15 protein-coding genes and 1 pseudogene are annotated in these 26,084 nt (G+C 70.5%); 10 read left to right on the top strand and 6 right to left on the bottom strand.

From position 1 onward, the window contains the following. The 4 genes and pseudogenes from NH2_RS29910 to NH2_RS19080 form a co-directional block, all read left to right on the top strand. Nucleotides 1-148 (top strand): annotated as a pseudogene (locus NH2_RS29910) (acetylglutamate kinase); the annotation flags it as partial. Continuing rightward, nucleotides 145-1,335 (top strand): acetylornithine transaminase, encoded by a 1,191-nt coding sequence (locus tag NH2_RS19070; RefSeq protein ID WP_067655943.1) that lies wholly within the window; start codon nucleotides 145-147, stop codon nucleotides 1,333-1,335. The pseudogene NH2_RS29910 and the gene NH2_RS19070, both read left to right, overlap by 4 nt. Then, the gene (gene argF, locus NH2_RS19075) at nucleotides 1,332-2,459 is read left to right on the top strand and encodes an ornithine carbamoyltransferase (protein ID WP_281202044.1); all 1,128 of its coding nucleotides are present in this window, start codon (nucleotides 1,332-1,334) and stop codon (nucleotides 2,457-2,459) included. The genes NH2_RS19070 and argF overlap by 4 nt, the downstream gene beginning before the upstream one ends. A gap of 49 nt (nucleotides 2,460-2,508) precedes the next feature. Next, nucleotides 2,509-3,021 (top strand): arginine repressor, encoded by a 513-nt coding sequence (locus tag NH2_RS19080; RefSeq protein ID WP_067655946.1) that lies wholly within the window; start codon nucleotides 2,509-2,511, stop codon nucleotides 3,019-3,021. A gap of 320 nt (nucleotides 3,022-3,341) precedes the next feature. On the opposite strand, the gene NH2_RS19085 is transcribed toward NH2_RS19080, so the two are convergent. From NH2_RS19085 to NH2_RS19100, 4 genes are read right to left on the bottom strand one after another with little or no spacing between them, the layout of a single operon-like run. Then, a complete protein-coding gene (locus tag NH2_RS19085; RefSeq protein ID WP_067655949.1) occupies nucleotides 3,342-4,568 on the bottom strand; it encodes a TIGR02679 family protein in 1,227 nt (408 codons plus the stop codon). Next, complete coding sequence (locus tag NH2_RS19090; RefSeq protein ID WP_067655952.1) at nucleotides 4,568-8,686, bottom strand: TIGR02680 family protein; 4,119 nt, start codon at nucleotides 8,684-8,686, stop codon at nucleotides 4,568-4,570. Before NH2_RS19090 ends, NH2_RS19085 begins: the two co-directional genes overlap by 1 nt. Further along, a complete protein-coding gene (locus tag NH2_RS19095) occupies nucleotides 8,683-9,852 on the bottom strand; it encodes a TIGR02678 family protein (protein ID WP_067655955.1) in 1,170 nt (389 codons plus the stop codon). Before NH2_RS19095 ends, NH2_RS19090 begins: the two co-directional genes overlap by 4 nt. Then, nucleotides 9,849-11,381 carry a DUF2397 domain-containing protein gene (locus tag NH2_RS19100; protein WP_067656101.1) on the bottom strand — a complete coding sequence of 511 codons (1,533 nt, stop codon included), beginning with the start codon at nucleotides 11,379-11,381 and terminating at the stop codon, nucleotides 9,849-9,851. Before NH2_RS19100 ends, NH2_RS19095 begins: the two co-directional genes overlap by 4 nt. 147 nt (nucleotides 11,382-11,528) lie before the next feature. Between NH2_RS19100 and NH2_RS19105 the strand changes: the two genes are divergently transcribed. The 6 genes from NH2_RS19105 (at nucleotide 11,529) to NH2_RS19130 (ending at nucleotide 17,567) form a co-directional block, all read left to right on the top strand. Continuing rightward, nucleotides 11,529-11,840, top strand: a complete 312-nt coding sequence (locus tag NH2_RS19105) for a hypothetical protein (protein WP_067655958.1) — start codon at nucleotides 11,529-11,531, stop codon at nucleotides 11,838-11,840. Further along, entirely contained in the window at nucleotides 11,824-14,262 is a 2,439-nt protein-coding gene (locus NH2_RS19110) for a TPR repeat domain-containing protein (RefSeq protein ID WP_245650655.1), read from the top strand. Before NH2_RS19105 ends, NH2_RS19110 begins: the two co-directional genes overlap by 17 nt. After that, nucleotides 14,259-14,810 carry a DUF3558 family protein gene (locus NH2_RS28305; protein WP_084505687.1) on the top strand — a complete coding sequence of 184 codons (552 nt, stop codon included), beginning with the start codon at nucleotides 14,259-14,261 and terminating at the stop codon, nucleotides 14,808-14,810. Before NH2_RS19110 ends, NH2_RS28305 begins: the two co-directional genes overlap by 4 nt. A 657-nt stretch (nucleotides 14,811-15,467) precedes the next feature. Continuing rightward, nucleotides 15,468-15,719, top strand: a complete 252-nt coding sequence (locus tag NH2_RS19120; protein ID WP_245650656.1) for a hypothetical protein — start codon at nucleotides 15,468-15,470, stop codon at nucleotides 15,717-15,719. Continuing rightward, nucleotides 15,716-16,996: a hypothetical protein gene (locus tag NH2_RS19125; RefSeq protein WP_067655967.1), complete on the top strand. Its 1,281-nt coding sequence runs from the start codon at nucleotides 15,716-15,718 to the stop codon at nucleotides 16,994-16,996. The genes NH2_RS19120 and NH2_RS19125 overlap by 4 nt, the downstream gene beginning before the upstream one ends. Next, the gene (locus NH2_RS19130; protein ID WP_157103859.1) at nucleotides 16,974-17,567 is read left to right on the top strand and encodes a hypothetical protein; all 594 of its coding nucleotides are present in this window, start codon (nucleotides 16,974-16,976) and stop codon (nucleotides 17,565-17,567) included. Before NH2_RS19125 ends, NH2_RS19130 begins: the two co-directional genes overlap by 23 nt. Nucleotides 17,568-17,602: 35 nt before the next feature. On the opposite strand, the gene NH2_RS19135 is transcribed toward NH2_RS19130, so the two are convergent. Beyond that, a complete protein-coding gene (locus tag NH2_RS19135) occupies nucleotides 17,603-19,795 on the bottom strand; it encodes a 3'-5' exonuclease (RefSeq protein WP_067655973.1) in 2,193 nt (730 codons plus the stop codon). Further along, on the bottom strand, nucleotides 19,795-26,079 hold the full coding sequence (locus NH2_RS19140) for a DEAD/DEAH box helicase (protein WP_067655976.1): 6,285 nt from the start codon (nucleotides 26,077-26,079) through the stop codon (nucleotides 19,795-19,797). Before NH2_RS19140 ends, NH2_RS19135 begins: the two co-directional genes overlap by 1 nt. Nucleotides 26,080-26,084: the final 5 nt, after the last annotated feature.

Below are 26,084 nucleotides of genomic sequence, written 5' to 3' on the forward strand. Positions count from 1 at the left end.
CCCCAAGATGGAGGCCTGCCTGCGCGCGGTGCGGGGCGGCGTCCCCACCGCGCACGTGATCGACGGCCGGGTCCCGCACTCGGTGCTGCTCGAGCTGTTCACCGGAGAAGGAATCGGCACCATGGTGACCCCCGAGGAGACGATATGAGCTCGGCCGACCTGCAGGGCCGGTGGAACGCCGCCCTGATGAACAACTACGGCACCCCCAAGATCGCGCTGGTGCGCGGCGCGGGCGCGGTGGTCTACGACGCCGACGGCAAGCGCTACCTCGACTTCCTCGGCGGCATCGCGGTGAACAGCCTCGGCCACGCGCACCCCGCCATCCTGGCCGCGGTCGCGCAGCAGCTCGGGACGCTCGGGCACGTCTCCAACCTGTACGTCAGCGAGCCGGTGATCGAGCTGGCCGAGCGGCTGCTCGCCCAGTTCGGCGGGGGTCGCGCCTTCTTCTGCAACTCCGGCGCCGAGGCCAACGAGGCCGCGTTCAAGATCGCCAGGCTCACCGGGCGGCCGCACATCGTGGCCTGCGAGGAGGCGTTCCACGGCCGGACCATGGGCGCGCTGGCGCTCACCGGCCAGCCCGCCAAGCGGGAGCCCTTCGCGCCCATGCCGCCCGGCGTGCGGCACATCCCCTACGGCGATGCCGCCGCGCTGGAAGCAGCGGTGGACGAGCACACCGCCGCTGTGGTTCTGGAGCCGATCCTCGGCGAGAGCGGCGTCATCGTTCCGCCCATCGATTACCTCGCCAAGGCCCGCGAGATCACCGCCCGCCACGGCGCCCTGCTCATCCTGGACGAGGTGCAGACCGGCATCGGCCGCACCGGCGCCTTCTACGCACACCACGCCGCCGGCATCGTGCCGGACGTCATCACCCTGGCCAAGGGCCTCGGCGGCGGCCTGCCGATCGGCGCCGTCCTGGCCCGCGGCGCCGCCGCCGAGCTGCTGCAGCCCGGCGCGCACGGCACCACCTTCGGCGGCAACCCGGTCTGCGCGGCCGCCGCGCTGGCCGTGCTGCGCACCATCGACGCCGACGGGCTGCTCGCGCACGTCGAGTCGGTGGGCAAGCGGCTCGTCGACGGCATCGAACTGCTCGAGCACCCCGAGGTGGACCACGTGCGCGGCGCCGGGTTGCTGCTCGGCATCGGGCTTCGACGTGGCATATCGGCGCAGGTGGAGACCCGCGCCCGGGAGGCCGGCTACCTGGTGAACGCCCCCAAGCCGGACACCATCCGGCTCGCCCCGCCGCTCGTGCTCACCGAAACCCAGGCGGAGAGCTTCGTCGCGGATCTGCCCGCGATCCTGGATGCCGCCGCTGCCGACGCCAAGGAGGAAGCGTGACCTCGGATTCCATCGACGGCGGCTCCGTGACGCCGATCGAAGCCGCCCCCTCGGCCGCCCCGACCGCGCAGGAGTCCGCCGCCGATTCCGCGGCCGGGCAGGGCACTGCCGCGCATCCCGCGCCCGGGCGGGGGGCGGCCGCCGGTCCCGCGCCCGCGGCGGGGGTCGTCCCCGCAGTAGTCGCCGGCCCGCGCCACTTCCTCCGCGACGACGACCTCACCCCCGCCGAGCAGGACGAGATCCTCACGCTGGCAGCCGAACTCAAGGCGGCACCGTTCTCCCGCAGGCCGCTGGACGGCCCGCGCGGCGTCGGCGTGATCTTCGAGAAGAACTCCACCCGCACCAGGTTCTCCTTCGAGGTCGGCATCGCCCAGCTCGGCGGCCACGCGGTGGTCGTCGACGGCCGCGACACCCAGCTCGGCCGCGAGGAGACCCTCGCCGACACCGGCCGCGTCCTCTCCCGCTACGTGGACGCCGTCGTCTGGCGCACCTTCGCCCAGGCCCGCCTGGAGCAGATGGCCGCCGCCGCCACCGTGCCGATCGTCAACGCCCTCTCCGACGAATTCCACCCCTGCCAGGTCCTCGCCGACTTGCTGACGCTTCGCGAACGGTTCGGTTCGCTGCGTGGCCGCACCCTCGCCTACTTCGGCGACGGTGCCAACAACATGGCGCACTCCCTGCTGCTCGGCGGGGTGACGGCCGGGCTGAACGTGGTGATCGCCGCCCCCACCGGCTTCGTCCCCGACCCCGCCGTCGTCGCCGCGGCTACGAAGCGCGCCGCCGAAACCGGTGCGACCGTGCTCGTCACCGACGACCCCATCGCCGCCGCCACCGGCGCCGATGTCCTCGTCACCGACACCTGGACCAGCATGGGCCAGGAGAACGACGGCCTCGATCGCGTCGGCCCCTTCCGCCCCTTCCAGCTCAACGCCGCGTTGCTCGCGCATGCCGCACCGGAAGTCGTTGTCCTGCACTGCCTTCCCGCCCACCGCGGCGAGGAGATCACCGACGAGGTACTGGACGGCCCGCACAGCGCCGTCTGGGACGAGGCCGAGAACCGCCTGCACGCCCAGAAGGCGCTGCTGGTCTGGCTGCTGGATAAACGCACGGAGTCACTGCCATGAGCCGTCCTTCCGCCATGGAATCCGGCTGCCGACGATCGGGAGCACCACGATGACCGCTTCCCGAAGCCAGTCCGGCCGGGGCCCCGCCATCGCGCGGACCCGGGCCGGACGGCAATCCCGCATCATCGAACTGCTCGCCGCTCACCCCGTCCGCAGCCAGGGCGAACTCGCCGCACTGCTCGCCGCCGAAGGAATCGAAACCACTCAAGCCACCCTCTCGCGCGATCTCGACGAGCTCGGCGCGGTGAAGCTGCGTGCCGCCGATGGGGGAGCGGGCGTCTATATCGTCCCCGAGGACGGCAGCCCCGTCCGCGGGGTCACCGGTGGCACCGACCGCCTCTCCAAGCTCCTCGGTGACCTGCTGGTCTCCACCGATGCCAGTGGAAACATCGCCGTTCTGCGCACCCCGCCGGGGGCCGCGCACTACCTCGCGAGCGCGCTGGATCGGGCGGCGCTGCCGTGGATCGTGGGGACGATCGCCGGGGACGACACGATCGCGGTCATCGCCCGGGAGCCGCTGACCGGCACCGAGCTTGCCGCGAAGATCGAGGAGCTGGCCTGATCGCCACCCGACGAAGGAGCACATGAGGCCGGGAACCGAGCCTGAGAGCATCCGAGCGCCGGCGCCGGTGGCTTGGAAGGTGGCGATGGCGGTATCGGCCGCAGCCACCGCACAGCGCGGACGACTCGGACGATTCGGCGGCCAAACGCATCGACCAGCACATCGCCGTCGCGCGCGACCAACGCGACACCTTCCTCGCGGCAATTGGCAAACTACAGGCCACCGACCAACAGTCCGCAACCGATCTCGGCTCGACGGCACGCTGAGAACCGAGCTGGGCGCTGGGCCGAAAAGCACTCGGCCCTTCCGAAGGACGCGGATCACCGAAGGTCGGCGAGCAGCACATCCAGGAGGGACTCCTCGTGCACGACGAGCCCGGTGCGGTGCATGGCCGGTGCGAGGTCGGGATCCCATGGAGTCGGTGCCTGCTGACCGGTGAGCGGCAGCCGATGAACGCCGGAGTCGATGGCGGCCAGATAGTCGTCGGCGGACATTCGCCAGGGCTCGGCGCCGGCGGCGTGAAGCCGGGCGGCGATACCGATGCCGGGCCAGTCGAAGTCGCCGTGGTAGCGGATGCGGACACGTTCGGCGAGCGCGATCCCGGCGGCGGACGGATTGCCGCTGAAGCAGACGAGCGGTTTCGGTACGAGACTCTCCGCCGCGCGCTGGAGAACCTGCGGATTCTCGCAGGCGGCGACGGTGACGTCCCGGGCGGTCAGCGGGATGGGGTAGGCGGCGAGTTCGGCCAGTGTGAGGTGGGTGACCAGTCCCAGCTCGGTGCGGGTGCGGAGCATCGCCGACCACTGGTCACGCCCGGGCGGGCGCAGCCCCCAGGTGAGGACGGTGCCGGAGACCGCGTCGACGGTGATGCCCGCGAGCTGCCACAGCGTGCTGCGATCGCGGGGGGTGAGCGGGTCGGGCCGGTCGAAGGCCAGGCTCAGCGCGCGGATCGCCAGCCGGCCTGCAAGCCGGTCGCTGTCCAGCGCGTGCGCGTCACCGGCGACGTCGGTGGCCAGCTGGCCGAGCATCCGAGGTGGCTGTCGCTGGTCCAGCGCGATCGCCACCGCTTTCGCGGCGGTGGCGAATTCGGCGTGCTCGGGAGCGGCGGCGCGCAGCAGCAGACCGGTGCCGCGCAGCCACTGCTTCCACGCCTCGGCCCAGGGCGCTGCCGCCAGCCCGGTCTCCTCGAGCACCCGCTCGACTTCGGTCCACAGCGCGCTCACGGTGTCCCGGCGGGCCAGCCGCTCCGAGGGGCGATCGCGCAGCGGGCCGCCGGTCAGCTCGGCGAGCACGGTGATCAGCCCGGTTCCGGCGGCGCTGTGCCGCAGCGCCGCGTCGAGTTCGGAGATCGACACGGTGCGCCTGCCGGGGGCCACCCGGCGCGCGAGCAGACCTGAAATTCGCTCCGCCGCATCGGAATCGAGATCCCCCCTGACCGTGCCGGTGATGGCGTGACCGGTGCGTTCGAGCCGTTCGCGCAGTTTCGCCCAGAACTCGTCCAGGCTCGGTGCGGCGAGGAATTCGCGGGCCCGCGGCGGGAGGGCCATCAGCGGCCTACCGCGGTGAGGAAGTGTTTGTTGCGTCCGTCCCAGTGAATGTGGGTAGGGACGACGCAGCTGTCGCCCATCCGGCGGATCTCGTAGATGTCGAGCGCGGGCACCTCGGGGACGGTGCCCCACAGTGCGTGGCCGGTCATCACGAAGTCGATGTCCAACCGGACCAGCAGCCCCATGAGCTCGCCGATCGCCCGCTCGTCGACCTTGGCGAAGGCGTCGTCGAGCAGGACGAGGCGCAGTGCGCCCGCGGCATCGGGCAGCCCGGAGAGGTAGCCGTCCGCGGCCGCGAAGAGCGTCACGTACGAGACGAAGCGGGTCTCGCCCTGCGAGATCTTGGCGCGCCGCGAGATCTTCCTGGTCTGTCCCTGCTCCGGGCCGAGGATGGTGACCTCGACCGCGTGCCAGGAGCGGTAGTCGAGCGCTTCCCGCAGGTGGGCGGCGTACCCGGCGGCGGCGTCGGCGGCGTGCAGCCGCTCCACCCGCGCCCGGACCAGCGCGACCAGCTCCGCGCTGTCGTCGTCCGGACGCAGTTCGTCGGCCTTGCCGACGAGCTCCATGAGCCTGCGCAGCTCGGGGTCGGCGTCGTTCAGTTCCCAGCGGAGCCGCACGCCGATGTTGTGACTGGTCCTGGTGTGGGCCAGGCTCGCATTCATCGCGTCGACGAGCTGCCCGGCCTGCAGCGCGCGGCGGCGCAGCTCGTCGGTGATATTGCCGAGGATGAACTCGGTGAAGACCTCGCGTTCCCGCTCGGTCAGCGCGGTCCGGCCGCGCTCGACCTTGTCGGTGAGGTGCGCCAGCACCGCGGGAAGGTCGTGGTGGTGCTCGGCACCCTCGATGTGCACCAGGATCACGCCGGGTCCGTCGATCTGCGAGATGTCGAGCTGACCCGAGGTGTCGGCGCCGAAGCGGGTGAGCGCGTTCCCCAGTTGCGCCTCGGTCGTCGCCCGGTGGCCGCGCAGGCGGGCGATGATCGCGTCCGCGGTGTCGACGCAGGCCGCCGCGTCCTGCGGGTCGGGAATCGGGGCGAGCGCGGTATCGGTCGCGGCGGCGGTGAGTCCGGGGAGCCGGAGCCGCGCGGCCAGGAACTCGGCCGCTCGGCGCAGCGCCGCGGCGCCCTCGTGCACGGCCGCCTCCGCGAAACGGTGGTCGGAGGTCGCCTGGATCTTCTTCGCGCGGGCCTCGTCGCGGCGCGTGGTCGCCGCACCGAGCTCGACTCGGGTGCGCCCGAGTTCGCGCACGCTGTCCGCGATCTCCGCGTTCAGCTGCTGCTGCGGGAGCTCGAGCGCTTCCCGGCGCGCCTCCAGCTTGACGGCTTCGCGTTGCCATATGTCGCGCCCGTCAGCCGCCGTCGCCTCGTCCTCCGCCCGCCGGGTGCGGCTGTCGAGGAGCCGCCGGTAGGCGCTGTCCGCCGCGGTACGTTGCCGTTCGGCGTCCCGGCAGCTCCGCTCCAGCGCGGCGCAGGCGGCGCGAGCGGTCTCGCACCCATCGCGCGACCGGAGGAGGTCGTCGAGCTCGGCGGGGAGACCGAATCCTTCGCACAGCGCGCGGTGTTCGCGCTCGGCCGCGCTCCACGCCGCACGGTGCGCGGTGGCGTCCGCCCTGGCGGTGACCGCGTCGGCGCGCAGCCGGGTCGCGTGGCCTTCCTGGGTCCGCGCGTGCTGCCTGGCGGCCACCAGTTTCTGCGAGCGCGGTGCGGTGCGTACCAGGTGGTCCAGCTCATCGCGGCGGCCGCGCAGCTCCAGCTCTTCGGCCTCGAGTTCCTCGATCGCGGCGGCGACCACGTCCAGCTCGCGCTCGATCTCGCGCAGTTCGGCGCGGCGCGCGGCGGCTCTGGCGGTCGCGCCGATGTGGCGTGCGGCGGGCGGGTGGTGCCTGCCGCTGAGCATGCCGTTGCGCCAGCTGCCGTCCCCGGCGATGGCGGTCACCGCGTCCGGATCTCGCCACCCGATCGCGGCCAGAATCTGCTCGACCGCGGTGGTCGCCTCCGGTGCGGCGGGATCGGGCCGCAGCACCAGGGAGAGCGGTGTGGTGGCCGGCTGCCCCGCGCGCAGCAGGACCTCGCCGTCGTCGGCGTGCAGTTCGCCCTCGGTGGTGCAGTAGGCGGTCAGCAGCCCGGCGGCGAGCAGCGCGCCTTCGATTCCCGCGTGCTCGGATTCGGGCGTTTCGTCGCGGAAATCGATGGCCCGCCAGAGCGGGATGCCGCGGCCGGTGGATTGCCACGGCGCCGCCGGTGGTTCGGGGTCCTCGGCGGCCAGCAGCCGCACACGCCGCTCCCGCAGCGCACGCATGCCCGCGCGGTGCTGCTCGACCTGGAGCGTGATCGCGGCCGAGCGCCCGACGAGCTCGTCCCTGACCGGCTGCGCGAGCTCGGCCGCCAGCGTGTCCAGAGCGGTGAGCTGCGCATCGTCGGCATCGCCGCAGAGCGCCTCGGGATCGGCGAGTAGCGCGGCGAGGACGGGATGCGCGCGGTCCACATTCGGCAGCAACTGGGTGGTTCCCGGTGCGGCGAGCCAATCGCGCCAGCCGCGGTTGATCTCGACGGCGATCTCGTCCCTCGCCGCGGCGTCGGCCTCGGCCCGCGCCGCCGCCTCGGCGGCGCTGTGCTCCCGGTCCGCGGCGACATCCTCCAGGCCCCGGATCCGGCGGTGCTCGTCGTCGAGCCGCCGTGCCTCCCGTACCCGCCGGTCGGCCTTGTCCCGCCGGTCGGCGGCCGCCCGGCGTGATGCCTCCGCACCCGCCCGCGTCTCGGCGAGATCGCCGGGGACGAGGGTGCGCACCGCCACCCGCGGGCGGGTGACCTGGATCGGCGCCTGGTCGAGGGAGTCCATGACGGCGTCGATGGACTGGTCCTCGTCGGCGGATTCCACCCCGATCGAGTTAGGCAGCCTGCCGTGCGGGAGATCGACCGCGGTGAGCCCGGCCACCGCCTCGCGCAGTGCCGCCCCCGCTTCGGCGGCGGCCTCGCGGAGCCCGGCGGCGGCGTCGGCGTACCGCTGCGCGGCGGCCTCCTCCGCTTCCCGCGAACGCCGCGCGGCGCCGAGCCCCTGCTCCGCACCGCCGCGCAGCGCGGCCACCGTAGACTCGTACTGCTCCAGGTCTTTCAGGTCGTCGAAGAGCGGGCGTTCACGCAGCGCCGTGATGGCATCCTTCAACTCGGCCTTGGCCGCGGTCAGCTCGGTCACCTCGACCTCGGCGGCGCTCTCGGCCGCCTCGAATCCATCCCGCTCACCGGCGAATTCATCGCGGGTGCGCCGGGCTTCGATGAGGCCGATGGCCGCCGTCCGCAGCGCCGCGGCGCTCTGGGTGAGCACGCCGGCGGCATACCCGCGATAGACCGCGTGGAAGCGCCTGACCTGCTCCAGGGTTCCGGCCAGCTGCTCCTGCGCCAATCGGGTCGCGGTGAGCCCGTCCAGCCTTTCGCCCGCCGCTTCCAGCGTCCGCTCGTTCAGCGGTGGCAGCGCGTCGGAGAGAATCTGCGGGAGCTTGCCCTCGTCGATCCGGTTGCCGACGTCGGGGGAGCGCAGCGTGTGCAGCAGCTGGATCAGCCCGGTGAACCGGTCCCGGTCACCGTCGCCGCGCAGCCCGAACACCCGGGCGCGGACGTGCTCCCGATGCTGCTCGGCGTCGGTCAGCGCGTCGGCGCCGATCAGGTCGCGCAGCCGTTCCCTGGAGAGCGCCTGCCGGTCTTCGTCGAGCAGCGGCAGCTCCGCACCGACCCGGCGGCCGGTGACGAAGAACTGCACCTCGGAGCGGTGTGCCGAGGCGCTGTACCTGATGTGCGCGCCGAGCGTGAGATAGCCGCCGGGGCGCGCGAGTTCGAGCCACAGGTAGCCGATCCGGTTGGTCTGGCCGCGGGCGCCGGTGCGCATCAGTTCGTCGAGGCTGACCTTCTGCGACCCGGTCGCGTCCATCCGCCGCCGGTCCGCGTCGAACAGGAACGGCAGCAGCATCTCCAGCGCCCGAGACTTCCCGGAGCCGTTCGCGCCGCGCAGGATCAACCTGCCACCGGAGATGGCGAACTCGGTGTCCAGGTAGTGCCAGACGTTGACCACGCCCGCGCGGACGAGCCGCCAGCGCTCCTCGAAGTGTTTGACCGGCGTGGCGTTCACGGTGATTCCTCCCCCTGCACCTCGAGGGTGAGCTGCGTGGTCACGGTGATCCGCGGCCGATACCGGTGGGCGGGCGGCAGTAGCCGCAGCCCGCCGTCGTGCCGTTCGGCGAGGCACAGCGACCGCAGCAGCTCGACGATGTCCTCGCGCAGCCGATCCGGAGCCGCGCCGTACTCGGCCTTCCAGATCCGCCGGTGCCGCTCGATCAGCGTGCCGAGCACGGTGTCGACGAGATCGAACGGGAAGTACTCGCCGTCGCCCCGATCGGCGAGCTCGCCGATGAGCAGCAGCGCGGCCTGCTTGACGGTGCCGGGGCCGGGAAAGGCGATGTCGCCCAGTGCGTCGGCCGGGTCGTAGGCGAGCGCGCCCTCGGCCCTGACCTCGAGGGTCAGCCCGAAGTTGTCGTTGAGCAGCCGGGCGAGCTCGTTCCGCTCCCTGGAGAGCACGTCGAGCTCCTCCGGGCTCAGGTTCTCCCGCAGCACCGCCGGGTTCTCGGTGAGCCTGCGCCGGAGCCGCTGCCGGGGAGCCCCGGTCTCCGGGGCCAGCACGTCGTCCGGCCCGACAGCGGGCCCGATCGATCGAATCAGGATGTGCGGCAGCAGTGGCCTGCACACCGTCAGCAGCCCCTCGCTGTCCTGGCTGTCACCCCACTGCGCGACGGTGCCGTCGGTCTCGGTCAGCACACCCCACTCGATCAGCACCCCGAGCGCGGCCACCAGCCGCCTGCGCCCCGGCAGCCCGTCGGAGAGCGCGATCTGCTGTTCGGCGGCGTCGGCACGGATCTGGGCGACCAGTTGCGAGATCAGGATCTGCTCCCCGACACCGGGGGCGAGCAGTGCCGCGCAGGCCAGCGCGACGAGCGTGTAGGTCGCGGCGTCCAGCGGCGTCCCGCTGCGGCGCGCGAGATTGCGCAGCGGGGCATCGGCTTCCGGCGGTGATTTGGCCAGCCGCGCGAAACCCGGCTCGACGACGAGCTGGTAGCCGAGCTGGGTGCCGAACATCGTGCGCAGCGCGGCCGCGTGCCGCCGGATCAGCGCGAGCGATTCCGGGGCGCGCGCCGCCGTCACGATCGGCGTCTCCAGCAGGACGCGGGCGGCCTCGCGCACGGCGGCCGCCTCGTACGACCGGGTGCCGAGCGACCGGGCCCGGCCGGTGTCGTCGGTCATCGTGCCACTCGCAGATCCGTGGCGCCGCCCGCCTCCGCCACCGGTCGGACGGAGAGCGTGTACCCGTCGACGGTCAACGTGCCGTCCGGAGATTCCACCCGGGTGTGCCCGCCCGCCACCGCCGCGACCACCAGCCCCAGGTCGTGGTCGACGAGGACGATGTCGTCCGGGAAATCCGTGCGCACCGCCAGCAGCCTGGCCAGCAGGTCGAGGAGGACCGTGCGGGCCGCCGCCGAGAGCTTCCCGCCGTCGAGATTCCCGCAGGCGAGCAGCTCAGCGGCGGCTTCGCGGTGACGCTGCGCCTCGGCGCGGGCCGCGGCCTCGATGATCCTGCGATCGGCGGTGGAATCGGGGACCCGCGACACCCGGCCGCGCGACACCCGGTTTCCGCGTTCGCGCAGCGAGACCGGGACATCGATGGGGTCGGCGGCGCGCCACGATGTCGTTGGCGACACCCGCGGGTCGGGTTCGTCGGGGCCGAGACCGAGATGCCTGGTCGGCCAGGCGCCGAACGCCGCCGCGAACAACCGGCTCGCCTCGTCGTCGGCGGAGTGGTCGAGCCAGTTCGCCAGGCGCAGCAGGTCGGCGCGGCGCGAGTACCCGGTGCGGGACGAGTCGAGAATGCGCTTGGCATTGGCGATCAGCTGTCCGAGCGCCTGACCGGCGGCGTTGCGCAGCTGCCCTGGGCCGGAATCGGCCCCCGAATACCACTGGTGCAGCTGCGTCCAGTCCGTGCGCGACCGGCCCGCCGAGCGCTCGACCGCGACCTCCTCGCCGAGGCTCAGCCCCGGCAGCGCATCGAGAACGGCCAGCAGCTCAACGATGCGGGGCAGCACCCGGTCGAGTGCGCGGGCGATCAGCGGAGCGTGCCGGTTGACGTCGGCGTTGATCAGGTCGACGTAGTCCAGCAGCAGCTCCTTGAACCGGGCGTACTCGTCGCCGCCCAGATCGAACCGGGAGAGCATGCCGGACAGGTAGGCGTAGAAGTCGGTGACGCTCGCGGTGAACAGCCGCTGGTTGTTGAAGATCGTCGTCACGATGCCCGCCAGCCGCTCGTCCCGCTCGGGGGTCGCGACGGCGTCCAGTAACCGGGGGATGTCCGCGAGCGCATCCGCGATCCGGCCCAGCAGCTCGCGGGCGACCTCGCGCGCCCCATCGGCGGTGGCCATGATCTCCAGCGCGCTCCGGTGCACCCGGCCGCCCAGGGTGGACACCTGGTAGCGCGAGCGCGCCCGCAGGTACTCGGCCACCGTGCCGACCCGGGCGTCCCGCAGCGACGGAATCAGATTCCCCCAGCGGACGAGCTGTTTGCAGCGGGCCTCGACGAGTTCGGCGGGCAGCGTGGTTCCCGTCGCGGCCAGCTGCTCGGCTGCCGCCGCCGCCGACATGTCGGCGAGCAGCGACGCCGTGAACAGCGACATGATCGCCAGGTAATCGCCGCGCTCCTCCGCAGTCAAGTAGCGGAACAGGTCGAGGTTCGCCACCCCGCCCGGTTCCGTCTCCGATTGCGAACCACCCCCGTCGCGCATAGCGACCACCATAGAGCCGGGCACCGACATCGTGCCGAGCTTGTGCCCGGCGGAAACTCGAACCCATCCGACCGCGTTGTCTGGTTCCCTCTCCCACAGCTACGCTGTCCGCGCCGGGGACGTGAGCGTACGAAGGGGGCCGGGCGGATGCTGCATGCCGATATCGAGCAGATACGAATTCTCGCGGGGAAGCTGGGCGAGGCGGGTGATCGGATCGACGGGGTCGATGTCCGCACCAGCGCCGATGCTCTGGGCTCGGCGCTGCCGGATCAAAGCGCGCCGTCCGTGCTCGCGCAGGCGCTGGGGCAGGCCGCCGAATTCGTCGAGGGTGCGTACCTCCGTGCGGCGGACCGCTACCGGCAGGTCGGCACGGCGTGCGTGGTGTGCGCCGATCGCGCGGAGACCACCGAGGAAGAGTTCGCGGGCCGGCTCGCCGCGCTGGATGTGCACCGTGCTTAGGCGCTCCACCGTCGAGTCCTGGAATGTCGAGCCGGTGCGGGCGTGGGCGCGGCAGCTGGCCGAGTCCCGCACCGACGTGATGGACGAGGCCGATACGACCCGCAACCACTTCCAGGCCGCCGCGAGCGTGTGGCAGGGCCGCGCCTACGACGCCGCCTACGACCGGGTGGCACAGGATCACGACCAGGTGCGCAAGCTCGCCATGGAGATCGACGAGCTGGTGGGCGTGGTGGAGGCCGTGGTCAACGACGTCGAATACCACAGGCAGTCGCTGCTCGGCCGGGTCGCGGACGCGCAGGCGCTGGGCATGGTGATCGACGACGTGTGGAAGGTGATGGACTACGACACCGCCGAGCCCGGGGTCAGGCAGGCGCACCAGGAGCTGATCGACGGCGCCCGCTGGCCGTTCGAGGACGCGGTGTCCAAGGCCGCCCAGCGCATCGCTGAGCAGGCGGTCGAGATCCGCTCCGCCGGCGACCTGCTCGGCTCCAGCCTGGACGTGGCCGACGCCGACACCCAGGCCGCCCGCTTCGGCCGCGGCGACGGAGCCGAGCTCGCGGACGCGGTGCGCCGCAACGACGAGGCGGCGATCGACCGCATCACCGCGCAACTTCCGCAGCCCGTCCTGAGCCAGTTCGAGATCGACCAGCTGGCCCGCGGTGAGGAGGTGACCACGCTGCCCGCGAGCACCCAGGACTATTACCGGGCGTTCTTCGACAGTGCGGGCAAGGACGGCATCCTCGGGCTGAACGAGCAACTGCAGAACCGGGAGAAGGCGGGCGATCCGATCGCCGCCGTGCAGCGGGACAATTTGGCCAACAGCGTGCTCGCCGTTTCCAACGAGAACGTCAAGAGCAGCAATGGGAGCCCCGGCTCCTACGACGACCTGCCACCCGACCTGCAGACCCTCATCTCCGGGCACCCGACCGAATACGTGGGCGACACCCCTATGTCCGGCCCGGAACTCGCCGACCACTACGCCGAGGTAGGGGAGTTCGCCGATCTTCTCGACCAGTCCAGTCCCGGCATGCAGCCCGGCCACCAGCTCGGTGTCGAGCTGGGAAGGCAGAGCGAAGAGATCATCGACTTTCTGAACAATTCCGACGGGAAGCTGCCGCCGGGCTTCGACGAGGGCACCGACGAGGACATGCGGGAGTCCGCCCAACAGTTGCTCGGGGTCGCCACCCGCAACGATGACGTGAGCTACTCCCTGCTCACCGGCAACGACATGCCTGAACGCCCCGACCTCGGTCCGGACTACAAGCCGGGCAAGTTCGATGCCGACGATTTCCGCGACACCATCTTCCGCGAAGAGTGGCCCGACGACGGGAAGTCCGCCGCTGGGCTTCTCGACTGGATCGCCGAGGATTCGAACAAGCCGGGCGAGGAGGGTGATCGCGCCCGCCAGACGCTCACCGACCTCCCGGACTATTTCGCCCCCATGAGCGGCCCCTCCGACCTCTCGGTATCCGGTCGCCCGGAAATGCAATCCGAAGACGGCCAGACCTCCTACGAGAAGAACGTGCGCGCCTTCGCCGAGAACCCCGCGCTCGCGGACTCGCTCGCCAATGTCATGGGCAGCAATATCGACGCCTACATTTCCCCCAACGTCGTCGACAGCGGCGTCCGCGGCGATCAGGCAGCGCTTTCCCAGACCGATGCCGACCGCCTGCTCTTCCTCTCCAGCCAGTCCGAGGGCGGCAGGTTGATGCTCGAAGTGAGCAGGCAGGCCTACGAGAGCGACATGATCAGCCGGGCGCTCACCGAAGGAAACGGCGATCCGCAGCGCTGGCTCGACATCTACGGTTCGAACCTCGCCGACCTCAATGCCCGGCACACCAGTGCGATCACCAATGCGCTGACCTTCCAGGATCAGGAGAAAATCAACGAGCATAATGACGCGGCGCAGGAGACGTACGACAATCGGCAGAAAGCCGGGGACATCGCGAAGTCCGCGCTGCTCGACACTTTGGATCCCGGTGGTAAGGGGCCAGCGGGGGTGGTGGCCGGGCCGGTGTACGAGGTGTTGAAGGAGCAGGGGTACGAGGGGGTGATGGACAAGTGGAACCCGGAACCGGACCCCGTGTCCGCGCAGTATCCGGATGCGAGCCGCCTCGACGCCGAGACCAACGACAGAATGCGGCAGAGCGTCCTGACTCAGCTCTTCGAACAGGGAGAGCTGGCTGATCACGGCTATGACCTGGACGGACGCCGGGTAGACCTCATCGGTCCCGATGGACGATTGATCGAGACCGAAACGTCGGCGAGCCGGGATCAAGCATTGAACGAAGTCTTCGCACAGGCCGGCTTGATCGGATTCGTCAACGACTATTCGCGGGACTATTCACTCGAACTGCGAAACGGTATCGCGACACGTCCGGACGATCTCGAGATTCTCCTCACCGGAAAGTCGGCCCAATGATGATGAAGCAGTCCCACCCGCGCGCCCTGTGTGCACCCTTGGCCGCCGTGGTCGTGGCCCTATTCGTGTCCTCCTGCGATGCGGCTGAGGAGAACCGCCCGGGATCAGTACCGCAGACAACCGTGCAGTTGTCGGACTTCGACCCCTGTGACGACCACGTACGAGCTGTTCTAGCCGACTCCGGTCTTACGGACGCCAAGCGATTCGAGATGCAGAACATGGTCGGAGACAGGCCAGGGCGGGGTTGCTCGTATCGAAGGCAGTCTGACTACCAGCTCGAAATAGCCACCACAGCAGCGAGATTGGGCTATGTCGGCACCATTTATCCGGAACGATACGATGCGGTTCGGGTCGGCGGCAGGCCGGGGGAGATGGCGAGGGCGGAGGTCGGCATCGTGGGCTCGGCCGAGTGCAGGCTGATGGTCGAGCTCGCACTCGGCGGTCTGTGGTTCCGATTGAGCGACTATCGGTCGTCGGCGCCCGATCCGTGTGTGGAACTGACCGATATCGCCACCGAGGTGGTCGGTCTGCTCCCGTCCGGGAATTGAGATACCACTCGATTTCTCTGTTCTCAAGCCGATCCACTTGAATTCGTGGAGTCGTACTCCACGAAGTGCAGCAACAAAGTGGAATCCGGTACCGTGTCCGATCCGGATGACCCGTTGATTCTTCTCACAGGAAGACCTGCAGAATGAGCCGGTGGCTCGGGCTCGCCACAGCTGTCCTCTGTACCGCTGTGTTGTCGGGCTGCGCGACAGATGTTCGCGATGGTTCGAGTGCGACCACCTCACAGGAGCCGACCTACTCCGACTTCGATCCTTGCGAGGACCTGTCGCCAGAGTTCGCGGTGAAGCATGGCCTCGAGAAGCTCAGCGGGAGGGTGTCGGCGAATGCGGTGGGAAATCGACCCGGCCGCGTGTGCACGTACTTGAAGCCGTCGCCCGGCTACCGCCTGTTCATCGCGGCGACCGCTGCCGATCTGGGTTATCCGGGAACTTTGGACCAGGAGAGGTACGACCCGCTACAGATCGGTGGCAAGGAGGCCGAAATCAGTGTTCCGCAGATCGGGGCAGAGGGCGCCTACGAATGTCGGCTGGTTCTCGCTCGCTTGCCGAGGCCATCGAGATGTGATGAGCTGACGAGGTATCGCAGGGGGGACGGATATGAGGGTTGATCCACAGCAGCTACGCGCGCTCGCGGCGTCGATGACCGACATCGGCGGCAAAGTCGACGCGCTCGACGTCCGCACCAGGGGTGACGCAGTCGCCGCGGCACTGCCGGGGTCGCCGCTCGGCGCAGTCTGTGCGACGGCCACCGAGTACGTCGAGGGTGCGTGGCTGCGGATGGCGATGCGGCATCGGCGAGTCGCCAACCTGTGTCGGGGTAGCGCCGACAACTACGAGGTCACCGAGAACGAGTTTCGTGACAAGCTCGCGCAGATGGCCGAGAACCTGTGACCGAGGTCCCGACACGGACCCAGCTTCGATCGTGGGAACCGTGGAAGCTCTCCGAAGCGGGCACTGAGGTCAAGGTGCGCAACTCCGACTTCCTCGGTCTCATCGACAGCGCCGCCGCGCAGATTCGGGAAGCGGGCAAACAGTGGGAAGGCGACGCGTACTGGTCGGCCTATGACCGAGTCGTCGGCGATCGCGACAATGGCAACAAAGTGAAGCAAGCGGTCGATGAGCTTGCCGATGCCATGATCGACGGTGGCGCGGTGCTCACCGACTACCGCAGGGTCGTTCTCGACAAGGTCGCTCTCGCCACCGAAGACGGCTTCACCGTTTCCGAGAGCTGGGCGGTGGCCGCACAGGGCGGATCCTCGGACGATCGGGAAGCCGATCGTCTGGCCCACCAGACGGCTGTCGCCACTGCCCTCAACGAGTTGCTCGGCGCGCAGGCCGGAATTTATGCCGCGATTACCACCGCGGCGGAAGAGGTTCGCGTCCGAGGCGACGATCTCGGTGAAGGCGACAGCGCGGACAACTCGAGCGGCCAGTTGCTCGGGGTCTCGGATCCGGTAATTCTCGCACCCGGGCAGACCTCGCCCGCTCAGCAGGAGATCGATGCGAAATACGATTACTATGCGTCCCTGATCGAGAAGAACGGCGGCTCAGTCGACTCCGGACCGGACCAGAAGAATATGATCGCGATCCGTCGGGAAACCAGTGTCTACGCGAACAACGGGCAGGGAGTCTATGACGACAAGGCTGTCCTGATCTGGGTCGATGACCACGGCGTCAGGCACGTGAGCGAATACCGGGCGAATACGGACCCGACGGCGCGGTACATCGACAACCCCAGCGAGACCCGCGACGTGAACAGCGACGGAACGCGGGAACTGGGCCGCCTCCCCGCGGGAACCTACGAGTACGGACACAACTGGTTTAAAAACAAGCACGACACGGTGGGAGATGGAAACGTCTTTACGATGCCGGAAAGCGCTCGGGTCGCGGCGGAATACGACACGAACCACGACGGATTCTTCAATGACAATGCCACCGGGCCGGGCGGGGAGTCCATGTTCTGGCATTGCGGGCGAGAAGGCGACGTTGCCAGCGCAGGGTGCCAGACGATGCCTCCCGATGATTGGAGCCGCTTCACCTCCGATATGGGCGTGTCCGTGACCGACAAGTACACGGGTGAACAGGTTCCGCTGCGCTATACGTTGGTGAACGAGGATCCGGCCAACGGGAACACGGAGTACAGACATGTCGAAGAGGGAGTCGCCTGAGCATTCCAGGCCGCCGGCGCCGGCGGCCTGGAAGGTGCCGATGGTGGCGGCGGCCGTCGCGACCGCGCTGTGCTGCGCCCTGAAGCTATGGGCGGATGTGACGACGTTCGGCGATGAGGAATTCTGGCTGCCGCTCGGACTTCTGCTTGCCATACCGGTAGCGGTGTGGATGGTCCTGATCGCGGTCGGCTGCGTGCGGTACGCGAACTGGTGGCGCCTGGGGCTTCTGGTCCCGCTGCTCGTGGTGGCGACCGTGGCGCTGGCCGGATTCGCGGTACCGGGCCGGATCGGCTGGCAGTTGGCTCGAAGCGATATGGATCGGGCCGCCGCGGAATGCGACACGCTGCAGAGCGGACAGTCGGACAGCTCGTACAGAAGTGCGGCAATCGGGGTCTACGAGTTCCATCATATCGAGAGCGGGGGCGGCGGAGAATGCGAGTTCTATCTGTCGAAGCATTACCCGGGAGTGCGTAGCGGGTTCCTCTATCTACCGAATGCCGCGGCTCCGGTCAGCGATATCGATCACGAGTACGTCTCCCTCGGGGATTCCTGGTACTACTTCAGGGCATGATCTCCGCCGCGGCTTCGAGCTGCGTGCAAGAGAGTCTACCCCAGCAACTCCGACCGCCGCCCACTCCACGTCACCACCACCTGATCCCGAGCCCGGCTCGCCGCCACATACAGCAGCGACCGCTCCCGCAGCCGCGCCTCGTTCACCTCTTCCGCGGGCACCCCGCCGAGCCCGGCCTTCGCGGGCACGTGCGCCTCATCGATCCCGGCGAGGATCACCCGCGAGAACTCCATGCCCTTCGCGCGGTGCATGGTCAACACCTGGACGTGCCCGGGCAGCGCCGGGCTGTCGTCCAGCACCCGCGCGCTGACCCCGCGTTCCGCGAGCGCACGGACCAGCTGACCGCGATCACCGAGCCCGCGGGTGAGCACGGCGATGGTGGACGGCTCGACCGCCGGGTCGTCCAGCCACTCGTTGATCCGGCTCGCTACCGCTTCCAGCTCGTCGGCTGCCGAATCGCAGGGGAGAAACTCCGGTTTCGGCCCGGTGCGCGCCGAGCGGTAGTCATGCGCCGTCTCCTTGCCTTCTTCGAGATCGTGATACTCCGCCCCGCTGAGCACCCCGACCGCGAACGCTAAATTCTGCGCGGTGGTCCGGTAGTTCAACGTCAACCGCCGCGACCGCCCCACGATCTTGATCCCGAGCCGAGCGAGCACAACGGGCTGACCGTAGATCCGCTGATGCGAATCCTCGGCGATGAACAGATCGTTCGGCCCCTCGGCGACCAACGCCCGCAACATCAGCCAGTGGGTCGCGTGCAGATCCTGCGCCTCGTCCACGATGACGTGATCGGCCAGCCGTGCACTCTCACGCTGCCGTAGGTGCTCCGACGCGATCGCGAGAATCTCCGCGAACCCGAGCGTCTCGTCCATCCGGCTGCGCCGCCGATACGCCGCGACGAGCTTCCAGATCGCGAGCCGCTGCTGCCGGGACAGCCGCACCCCGCGCCCGGCCCGCGCGACCCGCGCGTACTGCTCGACCGTCGTGATCTTGTTCGCCAGCACAACCGAGGTGTACTCGGTCTCCAGGAACCAGGCCGAGGCCAGCCGCTGCTCCAGACCGCTGTCGATGGTCTGCAGCAGGTCCCGCCACACCTGGTCCTGTCGCGTCCGCGCGACCGGGATCTCGGTGCGCACCCCGAGCACCGCCTCGACCGCGGGCCCGATGTCGTCGGCCTGCCGGACGATGTCGTTGGCCAGCTTGTCCAGCCCCGCGACGTAGATGCCGCGGTCACCGGGGCGCTTCGCGATCTCGATGCCGGGGTCGAGCGCGCGCAGGTCGGTCTCGAGGTTCTTGGCGAGCGTCTTGTTGAAGGTGGTCAGCACGATCCGGGCGGCGGGGTTGCGGGCGAGCAGGTTGCGCGCGCGGTGGATCGCCACGACCGTCTTCCCGGTGCCCGCGCCGCCGGAGAGCCGGAAGGGGCCGCTGTAGTCCTTCTCGGCGTATTCGCGCTGCTCGGGGTGGAGGAAGACCCGCCAGGCCGCGAAGTCGCCGCCCTCGATCACCCGGCGCAGCTCCTCGCTGCCCTCGATGTAGGTGAACTGCATCCGGGAGGCGGGCCTGGTCAGCGCCTCGATGATCCGGTCGTCCTCGTCGGCGGTGGTGTCCACCGGCGTTTCGGGGAAGCGGTACTTCTCCCGGATGTCGTCGATGCTGGTGCCGCTGCCGAGCTCGAGCAGCGCGTCGGCCTGCCACTCGACGGCGTCGGCGGCGATGTCGGTGAGCTCGAAGTCGTCGGCGGCGGCGAGCGCGCGCCTGGCCAGCGAGGCGTCGAGCCCGAGCCGGTCGGTGAGATCGCCGAGCCCGAAACCGGCCGCGGCGAGGAAGCCCTGCGCCTGCTTCGGCTCGGCGGCGGGACGTTCCGGCTCGGCGGCGGGCACCTCGACGGCGTCGGCGACGACACCCTCGAGGATTCCGTTGACCGGATTGACCTGCAGGACGGCCCGCTCGGCGATGCCGTTGGCGACATCGTGCTTCCAGGTCCCCAGATAGACGTAGGTGGTGCCGCCCTCCTTCGGGTCGACCCGGAAGAGCACGGCGCGGTGGTTGAGATCGACCCGGCCGGTGCGCACCCGGCGGTCCACCGCGCCCTTCAGCGGCTCGATGTGCAGGCCGGGGGAGGTGTCGTCGGCCTGCAGCTTGGCCAGGAAGGCGAAGACCCGCTGCACGAGCGAGCCGTCGAGCTTGGCGGGCGCCTTGCTCTCGTTGGTCATGACGATATTGGCCATCACAGCGCTCCGTTCGCGGTCAGGGCCGCGAGGATCGGCGGCAGTTCCGGCGGGCAGATCGTCCAGCCCTCGGTGGTCAGGGAGGTGGTGGCGCTCTCGTCGAACAGCACGCCGACCAGGGGGCCGGGCCAGGCGAGGTCGACGACTTCGCCATCATCGGTCTCGAATCCCTGTGTGGGCAGCGGTGTTCCGGCCTCGGCCAGGGCGAGCACGAGGGTGCGCTCGGCGTCGGAGATGCTCTCCTCGACGAGCCGCTGCCACTCCGGGGTCAGCTCCGCCGCGCCCGCCTCGACCCGCGGCTCCGGCGCTGAGGTGTCACCGGCCAGCAGGCTGCGGGTGGTGACCAGGTGGCTGTCGTTCAGCCCCAACCAATTCGAGAGCCGCAGCCAGTCCCGCCAGCCGTCGCCTGCGCCGACGACGTCGTCGCGGTCGTCGAGCACGAGCACCGCGGTCACCGTCTTGGTGGCGGCGCGCAGGGCCGCGGTGAGGGTCAGCGGCCCGTCCACATACGAGGCGCACGCGTGGTCACCGGCGGGGATTCCGGCATCGGGCCGATCGAGCAGGTCCAGCGCCCACGCGCCGAGCGCACCGCCGTCGCCGCGCACCCGGTTGCCGAGCAGGAACAGCGCGGGCAGCCACTGCCCGACCTTCGCCCACTCGCCGATGTCGGGCTCGGCCATGAACTCGAACAGCTGGGTGATCGGGTCGGCGATCAGCAGATCGACCACCGCGCGGCGCAGCGTCCCCTGCTGCACGATGAACTTGCTGCCGTTCTCCGAGTACCAGGACGGCCGGATGTGCTCCTTGGCCTCGAACCGGTCCAGATCCTGGCTGCCGAACGCCCACACCATGACCCCGCCGGAGCGCAGGATCTCGCGCTTGCGGGCGTCGTCGGCGACCCGGTTGGCGCCGGGATCGGCGTGGTACCGCTTGCCGTCGGCGAAGATCGCGATCACCGGAATGTCCGGGTCGAGGGTTTCCAGCGCGAAGTCGGGCAGGCTGTTGCCCATCTGCACCTGCGGGGTCAGGGTCCAGGTCCGGGTGCGCGGGCCGGGCACGGTGATGGTGGCCTTGTTGGCGTAGGTGCCCGGCGTCTCCTTGATGGTGGCGCCGAGCAGCCGCAGCCGGTCCAGGAACGCGCGGTAGAACCGGCGCTCCAGCGGTGACTCCTTGCTGCCGACCTGCTTCGCCGGGCTCTCCTCGACGATCGACGCGGACCACGCCGCCCAGGACGGCTCCCCGCCGAGGATGCCGTCGAGGATCTTCGCCGCGGTCTTGCGCGACACCTTGTCCAGCTCGTTCGGCGGGGTGAACGGCAGCAGGCAGTTGTGGCAGGCCAGCCGGGACTCCTCGGCGCAGGAGCAGCCGTGCAGCAGCTCCCTGGCCGCGGCCAGCACCGACCACACCTTGGCCGGGTCGGCGAACTCGGCCAGGTACCCGGTGCCGCCGGGGACGGTGTCGTGGATGAGCAGCGCCTGCTGGTTCCGGTCGTGCAGCGCGTCCGGGATGGCGACGACGTCGAGGTGCTCCGGGGCGCCGCCGATCACCTGGCGCAGGCCGAGCAGCACGGCGGCGCTCAGACTCGGGTAGGCGAAGATGTCGTAGCGCAGCTCCGGCGGCATGTGCAGCAGCACCGCCTGGGTGCGCAGCGTGCGGGCCAGCGCGATCTCGCGCACGTGCGCCTCGTCGGCGGCCCTGCGGAACCGGCACCAGGTGCGGTGCTCGTACGCCTCGTTGCGCCCGGCGACCCGGTCGAGCTGGCCGCAGCCCGAGCACACCCGGAACAGGCCGGTGGTCACCTCGGTGCCCGCGATGCTGCGCCTGCTGCCCTGCGAGGTCCGCCTGCCCATGTTGAGCCAGCGAATGTCGATGTGGCGCAGGTACTCCGCGCCGAAGTCGTGGTCGGCGGCGAACCAGCGGCGGGTGATGTTGTCCGGGTTCACGTCGGCGGCGGTGAGCACCGAGTACACCTCGCGGTGGCGTTCGTCGCGCGAGTCGGTGATGGCGGCCTCGTCCCGGCGCACCTCCGCCGAGACCTTCGTCAGCTCCACCACCCGCAGCTGCTGGCTGACGTCGGCGATGGCGCCCTCGCCGCAGCGCGGGCAGCTGCCGCGGTGCGGCGGCGCCTCCCCGCCCGCGCTGATGTCGGCCCAGCCGCAGGACGGGCACATGCGCCAGGTGTGGATGCTCGCCTCGCCCGCGCCGAGGTCGACGGCGTCGATCCGCACGGCGAGACCCTGGGCGTAGAAGGTGGCGCCGGGGGCCAGCTCGGTGAGCGCGGTCCTGGCGCCGCGCTGGTAGGTCTCGGTGTCGCCCTGGTACTCGTTGCTCTCCGGGTCGATCCAGGTGATGCCGACGTCGAGCGTCACCGAGTCGTCGAGCAGGGTGTAGTTCGGCAGCACGCCGTAGCGTTCCAGCACCCCGACCCAGTGCTCGGCGGTGAGATCGCTGAGGTGTCTGCCGAGCAGCCGCAAGGTGCCCTTCGCCGAGCGCAGCGCGCGCTTGTCGTCGTCGGTGGCGGCGGGGGAGTTGGCGCGCTGCTCGAACTCGGGCATGGCGGCGTCGATGGCGGTGCGGCGTTCCACGAGCTCGTCGACGTCGCGCCGCCACCGGTGCACCGCCTCGGTCAGGTGCCTGCGCAGTCCGCTGCCGTCGTCCCCGCTCGGCGTCGCCCAGCCGCGCAGGCCGGTGCGGGCCGGGTCGTCGAGCAGCCCGCCGAACTGGGCGAGGAAACCGTCGAGCAGCTCGTCGGCCTTCGCCTCCGCGGTCCCGATGAGCCCGGCCATCCAGCTGTGCTCGTCCAGGCTGCCGAGCACCGCGCGGGCGTCCACCGGGTCCAGCGCGCCTGCCTGCCTGGCCAGCCGGTCCGCGATGTGCGCGACGTACTGGCGCTGCAGGATCTCCTCGGCGGTGAGGAAGGTCGCGGGCGGCCGCACCTCGCCGGAGATCACCGAGAGCGGTTCGTAGAGCTTCGGCAGGTGCTCGCCACGCCCGCGCACGAAGGCAAGTACCAGCGAATTGCCGGTGAGCCGCCCGGCGCGGCCGACTCGCTGCAGGTAGGAGGCGACGGTGCGGGGCAGGGAGCCGAGCAGGACGGCGGAGAGGTCGCCGATATCGATCCCCATCTCCAGGGTCGGCGTCGCGACCAGCACATTCGGCGCCGTCGGGTCGGCGCTGGCCTGCTTGAACTTGGTCTCGTACTCCAGCCGTACCGCGGTGGGCAGCAGCGAGGTGTGCTCGCGAGCGACCACCCGCTTCATCTCCGAGCGGTCGTAGAGCCTGCGGTAGAAGTTCTCGCCGCGGTGCGCGCGGTGCAGGGTGCCCGGGCAGCGGGTGAGCAGGCAGGGCGCGCCCTCGAGCTGGTCGACCACGGTCGCGCTGCCCGGATTCTGGGTCTGGCACACCCCGCACACCAGCAGGTGCCCGCCCGCCTCCAGATCGGCGAGCGCCGGGGCACCGACCAGAACACCCTTGTCGCTCAGCAGATACGCGGTGAGCCCCTTCTCGGTGGTGACCGTGGTCAGCACCCGCTCCTCGGCGAGCACGGCGAAGAGCGATCGCGCCAGGAACCCGCCCTCGAACGGCGACACCCCGAGGCAGCGGGCGGCCCACCGCGCGTACCAGGAGGAGGGCGCGGTGATCGGGTCGAAGCCCTCCGGGACGGTGCGCGCCCCGATCGCCGGGAACGCCGGCGCCGGGCGGCCCTTCGGGAAGGCGGGCATGCCCTGCCCGCGCGGCCGCCCGCCCCACACCCAGCGCCGGTTGGCGTCGCGCTGCACGAAGGTGTCCAGCCACGGGTGCCGGATCGCGCCCTGGGTGCGCATGCGCTCCACGGTGCCGCGCACCCACCGCCCGACCGCGGTGACCGCCGGCTCGGAGAAGGCGAGCTGGTGCTCCGCGCCGTCGAGCGCCCGCCGCCCCAGCCCGGCCGCGTCGTTCAGCGCGACCTCCGCGACGACGCTGCCGGTGAGTTCCAGGGTGCGGCCGAGGCGGGACTGCAACCCGAACTCGAGGTCGATGTCGAACTGCACCCGCCTGCGCACCCGGGCCAGCGCCGCGCGCCGCTCGGCGGCGGGCTTGTCCGGCTGCCAGAACGCGACGAACTCGTCCCGCTCCACGACGTCGGGCGCGAGCAGGTGGTAGCGCCGGGCCGGATCGCTCCCCGCGCGGTCGAGCACCGCGTCACACAGCTCGGCCAGCGTCACCATCGCCCCGCCGGATGCCGTCGCGCCCAACGCATTCCGCAGCGTGGAGCGCAGGCTCAGCGTGTGCGAGCGGGCCTGCACGAAACCGGCCCGGTGCGCGGCGTCCTGCACGCTGTCGGTGAACATGAGCGCCTTCTTCTCGTCGGCGTCCAGATCGGCGTCGCCGAACATGTTCGACAGCGCCACCGAGAGCTGCGTCGCCACCGCGCTGCCCAGGAACCGGATGCCGTCGGCGGCATTGCAGGCCGGGCAGACGTCCTTCTGCGACTCCTCGTCGGCGCCCGGCCCGGTGAGTACCAGCACCGGCAGCGCCTGCCCCTCGAGCACCTCCGCGCTCTCCGGGTCGGGCGTCTCGTCGCTGAGCTCCCGGTCGCCGAGCCGCAGCCAGCGCAGCCCCTCCACCGCCGCCTCCTGCCTGGCCTCCAGCGGCGCCGAGATCAGCGCGCGGATCCGCGCGTCCCCGGTGAGGTGCAGGCTGCGCACCGACTCCTGATCGGGGTCGAGCCAACTGCCGGTCGGCGCCATCCGCACCCCCCAGCCCGAGCGCCCGCAGTGCCGGCAGAACAGCGCGGGCTGGTATTCGACCTCCGCCCCCTCCGCGGCGCCGTCATCGGCCCAGCGGAACCCCGCCGACCCCGCGAGCGCCCGGCCGATCCGGGAGAGCTCCCGAACCCACAGGTGCACATCGACATTCAGCGCCGACCGCCCCACCACGGCCCGCAGGTGCGAGAGCGCCGCGAACACGAAATCCAGGTACCGCTGCCGGGTGGCCTGCGACTTCGGGCTGTCCCGTTCCCCCGACGACGCGGGCAGCAGCGCCGCGGCCAGCTCGGCCAGCGACACCGCCTCCTGCGAACGTTCCACCAGCCGCACGATCAGTTGATGCTGTTTCAGCAGGTCGAGCTGTTCGCCCTCATCGAGCCGCCGCAACTCCGCCGCCAGCTCGCCCGGCTCGGGGTGCCGGTCACCCGCGCGCTCGAACAGCGTCGCCAGCACCGCCGCCGCGAGCTGCGCATTGCCCGGGGAGGTCTGCTTCAGCGCGTCGAGCGAGGTGACCGCGTCCTCGACCGCGGGCGCGATCGGCAGGTAACGCCGGTCCGGCTCGGCCGCCAGCCACTCGTCCAGCCCCAGCCGCGTCTCCCCGACCAGCGCCTCCGATGTGAACTCCTCGCCGAACACGGTGTGCGCGAACTCCAGCATGGCCGTCGGCTCACCCTGACCGCCCAGCGTCGCCGAGGTCGCCACCGGCGTGATCCGCCCCAGCGGCCGCACCTCGCCGGGGTCCGTCGAGTACGACTTCACCGCCAGCCCGAGCCGCCGCAGCAGCATCGCCACATCGGTGCCCTGCGCCCCGTCGTAGGTGTGGAACTCGTCGAGCACCAGGTACTGCAGCGACTCCGCCGACTGCCGCCACATCGCCGCCCGATCCGGCCGCAGCAGCAGGTGGTCGAGCATCTTGTAGTTGGTGAGCAGGATGTCGGGCGGGGAATCGTGCATGAGCCGCCGATCCGTGATCAGCCCGTCCGCCGACACCATCGTCCGGCCACCCGACGACTGCTCGCCCGTGTACAGACCCGCACTCACCCCAGCCAGTTCAGGACTGCCGGTGATCAATCGGGCAAGCCGCTGCTCCTGATCGTTCGCCAGCGCGTTCATCGGATAGATGATCAGCGCCTTCAGCCCCGCGACGCCCCGCTTCTTCGCCCGCAGCACGTGATCGAGGATCGGAATGAGGAACGACTCGGTCTTGCCCGACCCGGTGCCGGTGGTCACCAGTGTCGGCTGCGGCCGCGGCTGGAACTTGGTGGAGAGCCGCTCGAACGCCTTCGCCTGGTGGCCGTAGGGGACGAAGCCCTTCGGCAGCCAGTCCAGGTGCATGCCCCAGTTCCCGCGGGCCGGGGCGAACGGGAGTCGGAGCCGGACGTAGGGGCCCTTGAACATGCCGTCGCGGGGATGGCCGACGAAGTCGATGAGCGCGGCCTGGGCGTCCGGGTCGGTGAGAGCGAAGGTGGTCGCGAGGTAGTCGGTCAAGCCTTCGCGCAGGTGGTCGGCCTGCAACGTAGGCAGGAGTGCCCCCATGTACT

The organism is Nocardia harenae NBRC 108248 (assembly GCF_001612885.1).
In the GTDB taxonomy this organism is placed as follows: domain Bacteria; phylum Actinomycetota; class Actinomycetes; order Mycobacteriales; family Mycobacteriaceae; genus Nocardia; species Nocardia harenae.

What these genes read in the sequence shown, in the direction of transcription:
- NH2_RS19070 (WP_067655943.1), top strand. Translation starts at nt 145, where the DNA reads ATGAGCTCGGCCGACCTGCAGGGCCGGTGGAACGCCGCCCTGATGAAC.
- NH2_RS19080 (WP_067655946.1), top strand. Translation starts at nt 2,509, where the DNA reads ATGACCGCTTCCCGAAGCCAGTCCGGCCGGGGCCCCGCCATCGCGCGG.
- NH2_RS19085 (WP_067655949.1), bottom strand. Translation starts at nt 4,568, where the DNA reads ATGGCCCTCCCGCCGCGGGCCCGCGAATTCCTCGCCGCACCGAGCCTG.
- NH2_RS19095 (WP_067655955.1), bottom strand. Translation starts at nt 9,852, where the DNA reads ATGACCGACGACACCGGCCGGGCCCGGTCGCTCGGCACCCGGTCGTAC.
- NH2_RS19100 (WP_067656101.1), bottom strand. Translation starts at nt 11,381, where the DNA reads ATGCGCGACGGGGGTGGTTCGCAATCGGAGACGGAACCGGGCGGGGTG.
- NH2_RS19105 (WP_067655958.1), top strand. Translation starts at nt 11,529, where the DNA reads ATGCTGCATGCCGATATCGAGCAGATACGAATTCTCGCGGGGAAGCTG.
- NH2_RS19110 (WP_245650655.1), top strand. Translation starts at nt 11,824, where the DNA reads ATGTGCACCGTGCTTAGGCGCTCCACCGTCGAGTCCTGGAATGTCGAG.
- NH2_RS28305 (WP_084505687.1), top strand. Translation starts at nt 14,259, where the DNA reads ATGATGATGAAGCAGTCCCACCCGCGCGCCCTGTGTGCACCCTTGGCC.
- NH2_RS19120 (WP_245650656.1), top strand. Translation starts at nt 15,468, where the DNA reads ATGACCGACATCGGCGGCAAAGTCGACGCGCTCGACGTCCGCACCAGG.
- NH2_RS19130 (WP_157103859.1), top strand. Translation starts at nt 16,974, where the DNA reads ATGTCGAAGAGGGAGTCGCCTGAGCATTCCAGGCCGCCGGCGCCGGCG.
- NH2_RS19135 (WP_067655973.1), bottom strand. Translation starts at nt 19,795, where the DNA reads ATGGCCAATATCGTCATGACCAACGAGAGCAAGGCGCCCGCCAAGCTC.
- NH2_RS19140 (WP_067655976.1), bottom strand. Translation starts at nt 26,079, where the DNA reads ATGGGGGCACTCCTGCCTACGTTGCAGGCCGACCACCTGCGCGAAGGC.